This window comes from Paenibacillus sp. LT-B23, assembly GCF_059417685.1.
This window is the reverse complement of record NZ_JBSQBM010000014.1, coordinates 100,813-115,951: the sequence shown is the minus strand read 5'-3', so window position 1 is coordinate 115,951 and position 15,139 is coordinate 100,813. Positions and strand designations below refer to the sequence as shown.

Here is a 15,139-nt window from a genome sequence, read left to right as displayed (position 1 = left end):
GCCCCGATCGAGTATCGGCACGCGCTTGCAGCTTAGCTTTTTTCATTCGTCTACTTGACAGGGGTATGACTACTCAAGGATTCATTTTATTCCTCTTGGTACAAACTTGTTTTTATTAAGATTCAGGCAAGCTCTGTCCTCCGTCGATAATAATTGTTTGTCCCGTGATGAAGCCAGCCTCCTTAGAGGCAAGAAATGCAACTGCATGTCCCATTTCTTCAACGGTTCCAAACCGTTTCAATGGAATAGCTGGAAGCATGGTTTCAATGTATTCTGGGAGGGTTTGTATCATTTCAGTCATTGTATTACCGGGCATGATCGCATTGATTGTAATACCAAACGGAGCTAACTCAAGCGCTGCACTGCGAATAAAACCGAGTTGGGCAGCCTTACTGGCACCGTAATGCGACCATCCTACAAATCCTGTCGCCGGCCCCGTAATCGAAGATGTTAACACCACTCTTCCATATTCAGCTTTTTTTAAGAATGGCAGACAGGCCTGTACAGAAAATAAAGCTCCACGCACATTAGTATTCATCACGCTATCCCATTCTTCAGCAACCATTCCTTCAATTGTAGTCATAGGGGCAATACCTGAGTTAGCACACAACACATCAATGCCGCTAAAGGCCACCGATACTGAATGTGCCATCATTTCCATAGAAGATCGATCCGTGACATCACCTCTAAAGCCTTGCGCGTATCCACCGGATGCTCTGATTTCGGCAGCGCATATCTCGGCCTCATCTAGGTTACGAGAAATAATGGCTACTTTAGCTCCCTTTTCAGCAAAGACTTTGGCGATTCCTTTACCAATCCCCTTACTCGAACCAGTTACAATAACCGACTTGTTTTCAAATGAATTTTCCATTATGTTTTCCCTCCTTCGGAGAGAGAGCATTCGCTCTCTAAATAGATCAAAAAAATTATCTTATAATAATATTAATAGATTGCATGACTAGATTAATCTTTTCCTGTGCACTTAATGTGCCTTTCCCTGGACAGAAGAAGGATTCAAAACGTTTATGATGATATTCAGAGACTAATGAATAAAGAAACAACATAAGATAATTACCAATGAAAAAGGTCAGCAAGTTATCATCTAACTGTGTATAGAGTTCATTTCGACACTTTCCATCTTCAACAACGCACCTAAGATATTTACTGACTTCTACCTCAAACTTCTCTGAAGCTTCTGCAGCGAATACAGTGTGTGAACTGGAACCTAAGTCAGCATAAATAGTCAAATAGTCTTTATAATTTTCTGCTAATTTCTCAATAGCGTGTAGGAGCAGTTTTATCGCTAATACTGTATTATTATTTGATGCATAGATTGTAACAATCTCATTAACCATCAAGTCTGCACATCGATCTAACACTCCAAAAAATAAATATTCCTTGTTTTTGGAATATTTGTAAATCGCACCGTTGGAAAATTGGGCCTCTTCACAAATTTGCAGAATACTTGCTGCATGATATCCATCCCGTGCAAAAATTTTTGCTGCAGCATCCAATACCCTCTCTTGACGATCTACATTAAGTTTTACAAAAGCTTGTAACATTGTCTCTCATAGGTCCTCCTTCCTCATACTTCGAGCCCACATTGATAATATTCACATTTTTAGCTTTGTCAATAAAGTGGACGCACAAGGCTACTTCCATATCTCGACATGGTTGAGCTCTTTTGAAGGAGTTTTGATTTGTCTCACGTTAAGGGGTCAGTCCCCCTCCCCAACTACGGGCGTTTTTTTATTTTAGGATTATCGTGTCTAATTAGCTGTCTTCTTTATTGACCTTGCAGCTTGTGGAACGCATATTTATTAGAAGTAAAATTAAAAGCACGTACACCCTTGCTGTCATACACGATAATATCCTTGTTCAAATACGGGTGCAGACCGTTAAAATAACCGGGCATAATCAGTCTGCGCGTGAACAGGTTTTTACCTAGCATGCGGGAAGAATTTGTCGCCACAACAAGCATTTGTTGGCTTGTGGACCACGGGGCAGGCTGGATATACGAAAGGCAATACTCGCCTGCCGTAAAATCGCCGTCCAGTATATACCCTTTTTCCGTACAGGTGATCTGCAAATGGGCTTGATGCCGCTGAAGCAGCTCATGTCTGGACAAGCCCGAGATGATACAGATAACGTTACTGTCAGCCAACTCTTCCTCCGAAATAGCATGAGAAGCCACAACAGGATAATGAACACCGATATACGGATTCCAGGTTGCTGTGCGTGGGCTGGCCAAAGCCTTCGCCGTCCGTTTTACCGCCTGCTCTTCTTCGGGTGTAGCATAGCTGGACGGAAGGACAATGTGCAGGCGCCCCATATAAACGTCGAGCACTCCCATACCATGGCCAGAAGGATTCCGACCTGCGCTTTTTAACCTGAACGTTGCCGTTTCGTCATCCGTTTCTTTTCCAGAACTCCCATACGTTTCTCTACCCCGTTCAGCAATCAATCGATATTCAGGTGAGGGGCGTTTCCGCGACTCTATTTTAACAAAGCGAAAGCGGTTATATTCTAGTAAATCCAACACGAAAACCCGTGCTCCAATACGGACATGGACAAGCTCCAATGGTACGATCTCATGTGAGAGGTGAATAATAAATTCATCGACGTGGACGGCTCTAACATCCAGTTTACCCGTTTTGCTCAATTCACCGTACAGTTCGGCGTATTCCTCTGTTTCATCTACTTGCGTCAGCTCCAGCCAATAAGCCCGGTTATGTCTCCCCCGTTCCGTTCGGTAGGCAATACGCTGAGGTACCATCACTCTCTTCCATTGCATAAGCCAGCTCAGTACACCGTCCAAAAGCCTCAGTTCATGCGTGTCCCAATGGTTGGCATACCGTTCCACTACTCCTTTATAATGGTCGGATGAAAGGTCGGTTTCAGGAGCCGTATAAGCTTGCGCAAACAAGTAATCCTGATCTCCAACCACATTGAATATGGGCATATTCAGTAAGTTCATCAGATGCTTCGGATGCGGTGCGCCAGCAATGACAGCAATAGCCGCAAAACGCGAAGGATACGCCTGTGCCATCGCCCAGGCAGCGTATGCGCCGTTAGAATAGCCCGTCAGATAGATTCGGTCTTCATCCACCCGGTACGCTTGCAGAATGACATCCAGCGCCTCCAAAAAAGCGGCTTCGCCAATGTAACTGCCCAGCGTAACTCCACGGCACGAAAAAGTGACGAATATCGCTTCTTCCTCCCAGCCCCGTCCAAAGCCCCGTTTTTGAAAATCCGGCAGACCCAGCTCATACCGTTTGCCCGGCATCAGGACGATCAGAGGATACTGCCGATCCGCCGAATAGTTTCGGGGAAGCTGTATCGTGTAGCGTTGAAGGCTGTGGTCCAAACGGGAGACAAAAAAGCCTTCGCCAATCCCGTCAGGGCACAAAAGGATGTTATCTTCCCGAGATGGACGCTGAGGCCGTTCCGTATACGCATGTGTGAAAATCCGTTTTAGCAGCTTGATATATTCCCGCACTATGCGATAATCCCAGATTTCAAAAGGGTCTTCCGGCAAAGCCGTTAACCTTTTCAGTTCCTCCAACAAGCCTTTTGCCTGTAAATTCCTCGCAGAGCCGGAAGCATCTATATTATAAGCTCGATTATACTGGTCGTACTCTTCTTGTAAGTCCTCCACAACCGCCGACAAAGGCCGCACAAGCATCGAGTACACAAAGTAATGCTCTCTTGCCTCACGGTCCTGATATGTAACCGTAAAATGCAGCATCCCCGTATTCCCGGTAACTTCCTCATTCCAGACATATTGCTGCTCCTGCTCCCAAACCGCTTGAAACCGATCCAGCAGCGTTCCCTCATCATTCGTTACCTCGACCCATAACGGCTGATCTTCAGGAAGATCTATACGATCCTTGCGCAGCAAATAAAACGAGACCGGACTGTCTTCTCCCTCCCTGCCAGCGGGTTTCTCCACCTCCAGCCATGCCATATGAAAACGTATATTGCGCTCTACGAATTCCTGATGCAGTTCCGCCACATCTACGCTGTCACACGTCTGAGTTCCACTGATCCGAATAGAGCGAGCTTCACCGGGAATAAAGGCTGCAACGACCACCACTGTATGATTACCTTCCTCCAGAACCAAGCGCAAAGGACCGGATTCCGCATATACCAATATGCCGTCCACCCAAATTTGTCCTGTTCCTTCAAACGGTCTGAAAATAACTTCCTGTGCTACCACGCAGCGGAGATTCGAAACCAGCAAAAGCCTTTCTTGCTCAGTCAAAGGCGGAAAGACACCTAAATTCAATTCGGCGTTTCGAGGGTCCAACTCAGTTAATAAACGGCACGCTACCTTTCCTCCAGCCGAAAGCTCCAGCCCTTCTTCATTACAAGCCCTTTCCAAATCCCATTCCTCAGGGGTAAAATGATCGGACCATGCCCTACCCACACCGCAATTTTCCGGCAGCTTGACCGGACCGACTGCATAAGCAGACGTCATACGAACCGGATAATCCAACAGCACAGTTGTCGCTTTTTCCAGATGCGTGAACCTCATAACATTCCCCCTCCAGGTTTTTGTTTCCTCAGAGACGTCGCGATAATATTCCGTTAACATTCATTTTAACTATATAAAGCTATTCGTTATCACCTTTGCGTACTCCTTTCTTCCTCCCAAAAAAAGAGGCTATTCTTAAAAAACAAAAAAACGAAGAAAGCAGAGTGCTTAACTTCGTTATTGAAAATTTCTATACTTATAAACCTGTTTTTAGCTGTCATGATTATTGCTATCTCTACTAGGGTATAGTATGTTTAGGAAGAAGTTACTATTTCCAAATGATGAGGAGGGAAAACAATGGAAAAGATGTGTATGGAAATGATGATGATGATGTGTATGGAAGACATGATGGCTAAAATGAAAAGCATGAACATGTGCATGGAAAAAATGTCGGATATGGATATGATGGACATGAACATGGATATGATGATGACTAAAATGCAAGAATGCGACGAAATGATGACGATGATGATGAAAATGATGCGCGACATGAAACAAACTTCAAAATAATTTCTTTGTATTGAGCATTATTTTTTAACTGATTTTCGCGAATTCTTGGCATTGCAGTTACAGCTGCATGCCTTTTTTTATCTAGTTTTGTTATATTTATTGGTATGCCGAACCCTTAATAATGTGCATAACTCGCTTGAATTTGCTTTTCTAACTTGATGCGTTCCAGCTTCAGTTCCCAAATCTGTTCGCTCCACGAATTTCTCTCTACCGAATTATTACTATTTCGTAAAAGATCAAACAACTCCAATAATCTATCGTTGATCTGGTCAAAATGCTGCCAAAGCGCATTGATTTCAGAATCTTTAGTCTCTCTGCCATTCTCCAGCAATTGATGCTGTAAGGCTTCTTTAAGCTCTTGCTGCCACTCTGTATCGTTCAATTGTTTCGCATAATTAAGTAGATCCAAATAGTCATCCACTTGCAGGTAGTTATGTGTTTTTATCAGTTGCATATTGTCTCTCTCCTTATGATGCACCCTATTACCAAGTATTATACTAGGTTATCTAGGGAAATCAATACCTTCTTCCACATTTTCAAAAAAAAAGAGGCGGCCTCAGCCACCCCTTACTTTTCAAATGATTCTTAGCCTTGCAATGCCGCCTGTAAGTCTTCGATTAAATCCTCAAGATCTTCAATTCCTACTGAGATCCGTACCAGTCCTTCAGTAATTCCCAATTCTGCGCGGCGTTCTACCGGAATAGATGCATGTGTCATGCGGGCCGGAACACTAATCAGACTTTCAACCGCTCCCAAACTCTCAGCCAGCGTAAAATATTTCAGTTTTTTCAGTAGTGCAACCGCGTTAGCATCGCTACCTACATCAAAGGAAATAATGCCGCCAAAGCCTTCGGCCTGAGTTTTGGACAGCTCGTGCTGCGCATGGCTTTCCAGTCCAGGATAGTACACTTTGCTAACCTTCGGATGTTTTTCCAAAAAGGCTGCAATTTCCTTCGCATTTTGCTCAATCGCTTCCATACGCAGACCCAATGTTTTAATACCGCGGATCAGTAACCAGGAATCATGCGGGCCGAGAATAGCACCAATGGCGTTTTGCAGAAAATGAAGCTGCTCTCCCAGCTCGTCGCTGTTCACAACAGCCAGACCAGCTACAACATCGCTGTGGCCGCCCAAATATTTGGTAGCCGAGTGAATGACGATATCGGCTCCAAGCGTAAGTGGTGTCTGCCAATATGGAGTGGCAAATGTATTGTCGACGATCAGCAACAGGTCATGCTTTTTCACCAGCTCCGAAACCGCACGGATATCCGTAACTTTCAGCAGCGGGTTCGTCGGCGTTTCTACATACAGTGCCTTCGTATTTGGTCGGATCGCTTTGGAGATGGCCTCCAGGTCGGTCGTATCCACAAAAGTAGCCTCTATGCCAATCCGGTTAAGCACCTTGCTTACAATACGGTAGGTGCCCCCGTATACATCATCGGTCAACAAAATATGATCCCCTGCATTAAACAGTGAAAATACCGCATGGATCGCCGCCATCCCCGAGCCGAAAGCAAAACCGCGTTTTCCTTCCTCCAGCTCCTTGATCAACTCTTCCAGCGCAAAGCGGGTCGGATTGCCTGTACGCGAATATTCGTAGCCCTTATGAACGCCAATTTCCTCTTGCTCATATGTGCTTACCTGATAAATAGGGACGTTAACTGCACCTGTATGCGGATCGGTAGGGAGGCCGCCGTGAATCAGCTTTGTTTTACGTTTCATTTTATATCCCGCCTTCATATATTTTTTTGCTCAGATAACGTTCACTGCTATCCGGGAAAATGGTGACGATATGTGCGCCATCCGCTGCGTTCTCTGCTTCCAGTAAAGCGGCATGTAATGCCGACCCGGAAGAACTGCCGACAAGAAGTCCTTCACGCGCTGCCAGCTCCTTGACACGGTCAAACGCATCGACGTCGCTAATCGTGTGAATGGCATTAAAATAACCCTTATCGATAAACTCAGGAATCAATTCCATACCAATCCCTTCCGTTTTATGCGAACCCGATTCTCCGCCGTTCAAAATGGAACCTTCCGGCTCCACGATTACGGTTTTAATGGATGTATTTTGTTCCCTAAGGTAACGCGAGGTTCCCATAAAGGTCCCCCCCGAACCTGCTCCTGCTACAAATACATCTACTTTTCCGTCCAGATCGTTCCAAATTTCCGGTCCCATCGTCGTGTAATAAGCCTCTGGATTATCCGGATTGCTGAATTGACGCGGCAAATAGGCATCTTGAAATTCAGCAGCCAGCTCCTTCGTTTTCTCGATGGCTCCCTTCATCCCCTCACTTGTCGGGGTATGAACGATACGTGCTCCCAGCGCCTTCATCAGATCCTGCTTTTCTTGACTGAACTTTTCAGGCACCGCAAAAATAACAGAAATATTATAATGGAGCGCTGCCATAGCAAGACCAATACCTGCGTTGCCTGCTGTGGCTTCAATTAAAGTTCCGCCAGGCTTCAACTGACCGGTTTTTAAGGCTTTTTCAATCAGAGCCTTGCCCACCCGGTCCTTCACGCTGCCGCCGGGGTTCATAAACTCCAGCTTGGCGAACAGACGAATCCCCTTCGGCAGAGAATAGCTGTGCAGTTCTACTAGCGGCGTGCGCCCGATTAATTCCAGCGTATTATGATATACATTCATGATTTCAAGCTCCTTTTAATGACGAATCCTAATAAACCAATGGTCAAAAAATACAGACCTATTGCCGGAGAAGCTCGCCGTCATCCCCCGAAAAAGCATAGTAATACGGTGTGTATTGGTGCAATAAGATTTTATGTTTATTTCAATCATTTGTCAAATGGCATCCTTCACAGCACCCACACCCCTAGCCTTCTTCCCCGATATGATAGATGGTGTGTTACACAATGCCTACAATTATAAGGGGGATTTCATATGGGAAAGCATTTCATTAAAATAGCTGCTGTGTATTTCGCCCTCGGTGCGCTGCTTAATATGATTATTGGCGTGTCGGGCGATTACAGCCTGTCCAGCGTTCAGTCTCATATTCATTTGCTCGGTTGGACGGCTCTCGGAATTATAGGTTTGATCTATGTCGCCTTTCCTGCGCTTTCGGTTACCGCACTGGCACGCGCCCATTTTTGGCTGCATAATATCGGCCTTCCGTTATTAGTATTAGCGATTGCAGGGAAAAAGTATGGGGTGCCTGATATTGGGATTTTGATCATCATAGGGTGGGTACTACTGGCGGCCGGGGTTCTGCTGTTTATGGTGAATGTATGGGACAAACTGCGCTGAGACAGACGAATATTTCTGGAATGAGCATGAAAAAAGGAGCCTGATCCATTACATCAGAACTCCTTTACATGCTTCGTTATACGGGGGCTATCACACCCAAGCGTTCTATTTCGTTACTTTACGGCTCCGTCCTGCACATGCTCTTTGCAGAAGCTCTCAACAGCCTGCAACTCATCCTCTTCCAATTCAAGCTCGATGTAACGGTTCGTTACTTTTTCAATCAGCTCGTATTTCAATATTCCTGTTTTCTCTTCGTCTACTAAATAAAGCGTGCGAATATACAGCCCGTTTTCGGTGTAAAGCTCGTCGTCCTCTTCAACCTCTACATCAATTATAAATTCATAACGCTGCCCACTCAAAATACCAAAAGCGTCTTTAATCTGATCTACCGTGTACGATGTAAAATTTAACATGTCTTCATTCCCTCCGGATTTCCTTCGATTACAGTGCATTCTACGCCCACAGGCAGTAGTTGTAAAACCTGTGTACGTACTTCTTGGCGGTTCAGATCCTGGCCCATGATGGAGATCCAGCCCCGATCATTTCGCGAGCGAATTAATCGCCCGATGCCTTGTCTGAGTCTGAGCGCCATGTGAGGCATATCTATCTCCATAAACGGATCTGTCGCATCCTTGCGCAGTGCCGTAAAAACCGGATCATTCGGAGGAAAAGGCAGCGACCAGATGATGACGTGCGACAGAGACGGGCCCGGAATATCCAGTCCTTCCCATAACGTAACAGCACACAAGACGCTTTCCTCATCATTTTGGAAAGATGAGATCAGATGGCTGATTTCAGCCGATCCTTCATATAAAAAACGAAAAGCAGACGCTTCACGGTAAGCCGCGAGACCCGTTCTGAATGCAACCAGTTCCTCCTGTGATGGAAACAGGATAAGCGCTCTTCCCTGCGATTTCTCCAGCAGGGCCAACGCTCTCTGGATTGGATCATGCCCCACCTGCAATGGATACAAGGCCGCTTGCATCTGGTCGTTGTAATCATACGGTGAAGCAACGGAAAACGTGAGCGGATTCTCAATACCGAGACTTTGCGCCATATAATCAAAGGAGTTCTCCACGGAAAGTGTAGCTGAGGAGAATACAATCGGTATATGCTGTGCAAATACCCGTTCTTTGAGAATCTCTTTTACCATCTTGGGCATAACCACAAGCGTTAATCCATCCTGATCCTCCATTACCCACGAAATCAGGAGTTCCGGGCGCTTAAACAAGGCCAACGCCGTCTGAATCATTTCCAGATGTTCTTCCACGATTTTGACCTGGTACTCATCCAGAGAGAATAACCCGCTTTCAAATACAAGCTCTTCTTCAATCGTGCCGATCAGATCGCCAAAGCGGTTTACCTCTCGAATCAGCGACTCATTCAAGGTAAACTCCTTGCGATTAGAACCCTGTACAGGCTGACTGTTCTTATCGAGCGCAGCGAACAAAACCTCACTTTGGGTTATCGCATCTTCAATCGTCATTGCCAGCGATTCTCGCACTTCCCCCTCTAGCAGACGGGTAATAATGGCCTCGAATTGAGCGTGCTTCAGTTTATAAGTAAGTGCATTCTGCGCCGCTGTCTCCAGCAGATGCCCTTCGTCAAAGACGATAGAACTGTGCTCTGGCAGTAACGGCAACTGGCCCTCACGCTTTCTCGCTTCATAGGTCCATACATGCTCCATATAAAAATCATGAGAGCAGATAACCAGATCCGCTGCTTTGCGGTAATGATCACGGGACAACGTCTGTCCACAACGATGCCGCTGATGGCAAACGAGACAATCTTGAAATACATCCCAGCCCAGTCTGCTCCACTGTCCGTCCGTTAGCTCGGGATACTCTTTGCGGTTCCCGTAAGGGGTAAAGGATTGTAGCGTATCCGGAAAATGGACAAAATCCGGCAGGTCCTGATAGATATCGCGGAACACATCCGCGTCATCATCCAATCCGCTTCGTACATTATCCAGCTTGTTCAGACAAATATACTGATCCGGCGACTTACCAAGTCGGGCATCAATCGTCAGGCTCAAATGCCGCGCCAGCTTAGCGATATCTCCCTCCGGTTTCACCAGTTGTTCAATCAACGACTCGTCCGCGCATGCGATAATCGCGGGCTTTCTCATGTACCGGGCATATGCAATAGCGTACAGGAGGTACACCAGCGTTTTGCCTGTGCCCACACCTGCTTCCGCGAAAATCGTTTTCTTTTCCTTATAGGCACGCTCCAACTGGAATGCCATATAAATTTGTTCATCCCGAACCTCAAAGCCGACTTCAGGCAAAACTTCATAAAATACATCCGCAATCCAGTCACTTGCCTGCTCAATAAACGGCTTGGACGGATCAAAGGCAAAAGGATAAGTAGTCAATCGGGCTGTGCCTCCAATTCGTTCATAATGTGCATCCTTTCATTATAACGCAAAACAAGCTAAAAAGAACATGGAAACTGTGCGAACAGCTTACATTTTTTTATTTCGACGTGAAATTCTATAATCGACAGGACACAGGGGTTCTGCTGTGTGAGGGCGCTGCGCGTAGGATTTGATCTTACAATCGCTACGCTTCTCCAGATTCAAATCCTCCGCTACGCTGCAAACGGCCATTATATTGGCATTTTGTGGAGAGAGCTAATAAAGAGATAGGAACCAAGGGAACTTTTCCTGGCAAAATGAAAAACAAAGAAACCGGCTAATGCTTCTCAGGCACTAGCTGGTTTCTTGTTTACATTTTGCTTCATCAAATCAGGAATTTGTTCCAGGAATCGTTTTCCAAATTTCGCTGTTCATCAATTCATGATATTCGTAGATACTGGAGATAAAGACGGATGCTGTTCATGTCGTTGCAGCTCTTTTTTATTCACAACCAAGGTTTTGGCACAGAAATCGTGTAATCCCTGTTTTCTTGGAGTAAAAGCAACAACGATATATATAATATGTGCAATCGCACCTGATATGGCTTTAACCCAATAACGCCCCGAAGCGTGCATGAACCCAAGTCGTTTTCCCTCCTCGTTCACGACAATTAGAGAAAACGCAAGCTTGCCCGGCGTTGCTTGTGCATTTGACGACTCCCAAAGCACACAATACAGCCACGGCACTATGAGCCAAAAGAGTAGCGGCCACAACATATATAATGCTTTTATGAAGCCAACCTCCTCCGTGTCCAGCAGGAATGGCATCGTGTAAAATACTCCGCTTACTAAAAGAACCATTACAATTAAAATAATCAGATCAATCAAAAATGCAGCCGTCCGTTTCCAAAACCCTCCGTATATCTGTTTTTCACTATCATTAGCAATTTCCATGGTGATGCATAACTCCTTTTTAAATGAGATTTATTTAGAACCCAATTTATCCCTTTGTCCAAGAAGTTATCATACGGATGCCTACCTTATTTGTCAATTTACGAATAAATTATCACAAATAAGTAATAAGACTTATGTCCATACATTAAAATGAAAAATTTTATAAGAGCAAGAGCTTATCTGCAATATTTTTGCTCTGATTCAATATGAATTAAACACAGCTATGCCCTCTCTCCTGCTAGAAGTAGTTCTTTAGCATCGAATTGCAATCAGCTATTCGGTTATAAAAAAACAGCGTATATGTAATTGAAAATTACATATACGCTGCCTTCACCGGCCCTACAAGGCTCCTACGCAAATAATAGTCCGGCCTGCCGTAGATTTTCCGCATCCCGATTCCCCGATAATCCCGAATTACACACTAAACAAGCCTTCTTCTCCACGCAGTTTTGCCAGTGCCTCGACAAAGAAATAATCGCCGTAGATGATGGGAACGTTAATGTATTTTTGCTCGGGATAGTGCACAGTTCCATTCATGAGCAGTCCCTCATGATCCTGCTCCCATGCTGTACATGTCTCATGCAAGCCCTTGAGAATGGATTCTGCTGCTGTCGTAAAATGCTCCGCACGCGTCGAGTATTTTGCCAGCTCCAGCAGGCCACTCGCTGCAATCGCAGCAGCAGACGAATCCCAAGCTTCACGGTGCCCCTCCTCCGCTCTAAAATCCCACACAGGCAGGCAAGCATCCCCCAGTTGGGACAGGAAAAAATCTGCCGTGTTCTCGGCCACCTTCAAATAACGCGAATCGCGTGTGTACCCGTACGAAAGCGTAAAACCGTACAAAGCCCATGCCGTGCCACGTGCCCAGGCAGAGCCGGGTGCAAACCCCTGTCCGCCGTGCTCGGCGTGTTTTTTTCCAATCTCCGGGTCGAACTCGACCACATGGGCAATCGAACCGTCAGCACGGACAAACTCACGCGCTACGGTATCGGCATGCTGTACAGCCAAAGCGGCAAAACGCGGGTCTCCGCTTTCCTTTGAAGCCCAATAGAGCAGAGGCAGATTCATCATACTGTCTATAATCGCTACGCCCCGCGTATCCATGTCCTTGGCGTGGAAATTCCAAGCGCGAATAAAACGGCCATTCACGTTAAAACGCGCAGCCAGCAGGTTAGCGGCTAACAGCCCACGTCTTCTGGATTCTGGATCTCCAGTCAACCGATGGGCTGCCACACCGCTCAACAGCCAAATAAAGCCAAGATCATGGTCTACGGCTTCACTGTTGTAGAGCACCTTTTCCAGACGTTCCTCGCACTGCTGTGCAATTCTGGCTGCTTCGCTATCAGGGCGCGCCCGATGTATCAGCCATAGCAAACCCGGATAAAAGCCGGCCGTCCACCATTCTTCCTCACGCTGATCATAACGTCCACCTTCTGCAACATGTGGAAAGGAGTTTCCCAGTCTTGCCGCCAAGGCAAGCGTTTTATCCAAAGCCAGCTCCCACGATTGTTCCAGCCATGCTTCTGTTTCAGTCATTGCTCTTCACTCTCCCTTTTCCACATGTTAAAAACTCTATTGTTCCGGCCTAATTTATGCCGGCAAATGAATGATAAAGGAAATACGACTACCCTCGCATTCCAAACGCGCTCCCTTGAGCAAACCATTCCGACAGGCCACAGAAGCCAGTTCTTCCGGCCACACAACATTCGTTCCTTCCGTTGCTGGAATAACCTCCAGGCTCGCACCTGCGTACTCCACCCGAATGCTTTCCTTCTCTTCACCTGTGGACATCACATGATGAATGGTACTGCGTTCCTGGCCGTCATAGGCCATTAAAGGAATAAGCGCCCCTACCGACTGAATATTGCCTTTAAGCTCATATGTCACTTCAATTTTGCCGGGTACCTGCCGATAATGCGTTCGAATTTCCCATACGCCCGGGAATGGACCCTTCCACAACAATGTAAAATCAGTCGCTCCGTTGGATGCGGAGCTTTGCTCCATCTGTACCGATCCTCCGCCGTCCAGCGGATCAATGCCTCCATCCCGGTCGAACTCCAGCGTGCCAGGAATGCCCTCCGACAGGCTGTGCCATTTCCCGTCCTCCGTTTGCCAGGCCGGGGAATAGCTGAGCGGGAAAATATCCCCTTCTGCAAAGCCCGTAAAGCCGCGGTCTGCATGCCCCGCCGAGGACGGACCGATGAGCGGCGGCAGCGTGGAACGCTGGATACGCGCGATGCCGGGAATATTGTACGGGTCATTGACCGATGTTTGCACAAGCATTTGCTGTCCATCTACGGTCGCAATGACGGTCTGGAACCAGCCGTCCGTTTCCAGCACTCGGCTGCCGATTTCCGCCGGAATTAAGGATGGTGAAATGCGCTCCACATCCGCTCCGTGCAAAAGTGTGTAAGCCAGTGCAGCGGCCGTCCACAGGCTGTAGCAGGTATGGTTCGAATACACCTCGAAGCCATGCCGCGCCTCGGACGAATAATGGTTGCGGACGATATGCAGCTTGCCTTCGTCGGTCTGCCAGCGGCCAATTGCCTGCCAGCACAGGTCCGCTGCCCGCCGGAATGCGCCTGCCAGCCCGTGCTCGCCCGCTGCAAAAGCCTGCTGCGCATGTGTCGTGAAAACGAAGGCCGCTGCCGCTTCGTTCCACTGATGCTGCGCGCTTCTTCCACGCGGCGGAATTTCCCCGTGTGGGGATAACGCCAGCAACGAACTGAGCGCCCCCTTGCGAAGATGGTCGCGCAGCTCAGTGGCGCAGCCGCCATCATATCCGCTTTCCAGCATCACTCCCAGATGAAAGCGTGTGACGATGTCGTAGGCGAAGGGGCTATTGGGCCGATCCAGCGGACCGTCCTCATACAAGCCCAATCCGGTAAAGCGCGGCAAATGATAACTGCGGATATACGTCTCCATCCATTCAGCATCCGCAGCAATTCCTTCCGCCGCACGCATAAACTCACCGGACATCATAATTGCGTTCCAGTTGATCATGCGGTTCGGATTTTTCATTTTGCTCATCGTAAAAATGTAGGTGTCTTCCGGCTGAATCCGGCTCAACTGCTGCTTCCATGCTGTGGCCTGCTCTGGCAGCAGGTTTTTGAGCAGCCGATACGCCCCCATCATCATGATCGGAAAAAAGTCCGGATGGTGATCCGGGGCCCTTTCCTCCACCACACATGCTATGCTATGTGTTAGAGCCGCCGCAGCGGATTCGAGCAAGTCATGCCGACCTTCTTTGACCAGTACCGCCGCTGCCAAAGCATAAGATGGAGTCGAGTAATACCGTTCACTATCAGAATGAGGGTCGATAATGGCCCCATTTTCATCCTGATGCGGAGTATAAGCACGAACCAGCTTTTCCAGCACGGCAAGCTTACGTTGGTGAGTCCAGCCGTCATCCACTCGATTCAGCCCGTTTTCCAACTGTTCATCCAACTGCTCTATAAATTCCTCCAGCTCCGTCTGCCAAGGATACACGCTGCCTGTATGCAGCTTATTCATCCTGTCTG

The 15,139-nt window shown here is 47.1% G+C and carries 13 protein-coding genes; 2 read left to right on the top strand and 11 right to left on the bottom strand.

Features of this window, described 5'->3' with window-relative positions; genetic code table 11:
* Positions 1-115: 115 nt before the first annotated feature.
* From fabG to ACWXW9_RS18305, 3 genes are all read right to left on the bottom strand, one after another.
* A complete protein-coding gene (gene fabG / locus ACWXW9_RS18315) occupies positions 116-871 on the bottom strand; it encodes a 3-oxoacyl-ACP reductase FabG (RefSeq protein ID WP_494930554.1) in 756 nt (251 codons plus the stop codon).
* Positions 872-926: 55 nt separating this feature from the next.
* Positions 927-1,562, bottom strand: a complete 636-nt coding sequence (locus tag ACWXW9_RS18310; protein ID WP_494930553.1) for a TetR/AcrR family transcriptional regulator — start codon at positions 1,560-1,562, stop codon at positions 927-929.
* Between the two features lie 224 nt (positions 1,563-1,786).
* Positions 1,787-4,537, bottom strand: coding sequence for a PHB depolymerase family esterase (locus ACWXW9_RS18305; RefSeq protein ID WP_494930552.1), 2,751 nt, complete (start codon positions 4,535-4,537; stop codon positions 1,787-1,789).
* 297 nt (positions 4,538-4,834) lie between these two features.
* Between ACWXW9_RS18305 and ACWXW9_RS18300 the strand changes: the two genes are divergently transcribed.
* Complete coding sequence (locus tag ACWXW9_RS18300) at positions 4,835-5,047, top strand: hypothetical protein (protein WP_494930551.1); 213 nt, start codon at positions 4,835-4,837, stop codon at positions 5,045-5,047.
* A 115-nt stretch (positions 5,048-5,162) separates the two neighbouring features.
* Here ACWXW9_RS18300 and ACWXW9_RS18295 read toward each other — a convergent pair whose 3' ends face one another.
* The 3 genes from ACWXW9_RS18295 to ACWXW9_RS18285 all read right to left on the bottom strand — a co-directional run bounded on the left by ACWXW9_RS18295 (position 5,163) and on the right by ACWXW9_RS18285 (position 7,694).
* Positions 5,163-5,501: a hypothetical protein gene (locus ACWXW9_RS18295; RefSeq protein ID WP_494930550.1), complete on the bottom strand. Its 339-nt coding sequence runs from the start codon at positions 5,499-5,501 to the stop codon at positions 5,163-5,165.
* Between the two features lie 131 nt (positions 5,502-5,632).
* Positions 5,633-6,769, bottom strand: coding sequence for a bifunctional cystathionine gamma-lyase/homocysteine desulfhydrase (locus tag ACWXW9_RS18290; protein WP_494930549.1), 1,137 nt, complete (start codon positions 6,767-6,769; stop codon positions 5,633-5,635).
* A gap of 1 nt (position 6,770) precedes the next feature.
* Entirely contained in the window at positions 6,771-7,694 is a 924-nt protein-coding gene (locus tag ACWXW9_RS18285) for a PLP-dependent cysteine synthase family protein (protein ID WP_494930548.1), read from the bottom strand.
* A gap of 252 nt (positions 7,695-7,946) precedes the next feature.
* On the opposite strand from ACWXW9_RS18285, the gene ACWXW9_RS18280 reads away from it, so the two are divergent.
* Positions 7,947-8,309, top strand: a complete 363-nt coding sequence (locus tag ACWXW9_RS18280) for a hypothetical protein (RefSeq protein ID WP_494930547.1) — start codon at positions 7,947-7,949, stop codon at positions 8,307-8,309.
* A 113-nt stretch (positions 8,310-8,422) separates the two neighbouring features.
* Here ACWXW9_RS18280 and ACWXW9_RS18275 read toward each other — a convergent pair whose 3' ends face one another.
* The 5 genes from ACWXW9_RS18275 to ACWXW9_RS18255 all read right to left on the bottom strand — a co-directional run bounded on the left by ACWXW9_RS18275 (position 8,423) and on the right by ACWXW9_RS18255 (position 15,131).
* On the bottom strand, positions 8,423-8,722 hold the full coding sequence (locus ACWXW9_RS18275; protein ID WP_134909852.1) for a DUF6509 family protein: 300 nt from the start codon (positions 8,720-8,722) through the stop codon (positions 8,423-8,425).
* Entirely contained in the window at positions 8,716-10,683 is a 1,968-nt protein-coding gene (locus ACWXW9_RS18270; RefSeq protein ID WP_494930546.1) for an ATP-dependent DNA helicase, read from the bottom strand. Before ACWXW9_RS18270 ends, ACWXW9_RS18275 begins: the two co-directional genes overlap by 7 nt.
* Positions 10,684-11,099: 416 nt before the next feature.
* On the bottom strand, positions 11,100-11,618 hold the full coding sequence (locus tag ACWXW9_RS18265; protein ID WP_494930545.1) for an RDD family protein: 519 nt from the start codon (positions 11,616-11,618) through the stop codon (positions 11,100-11,102).
* Between the two features lie 414 nt (positions 11,619-12,032).
* Positions 12,033-13,154, bottom strand: a complete 1,122-nt coding sequence (locus ACWXW9_RS18260) for a glycoside hydrolase family 88 protein (protein WP_494930544.1) — start codon at positions 13,152-13,154, stop codon at positions 12,033-12,035.
* A gap of 54 nt (positions 13,155-13,208) precedes the next feature.
* Positions 13,209-15,131: a glycosyl hydrolase gene (locus ACWXW9_RS18255; RefSeq protein WP_494930543.1), complete on the bottom strand. Its 1,923-nt coding sequence runs from the start codon at positions 15,129-15,131 to the stop codon at positions 13,209-13,211.
* Between the last annotated feature and the right edge of the window lie 8 nt (positions 15,132-15,139).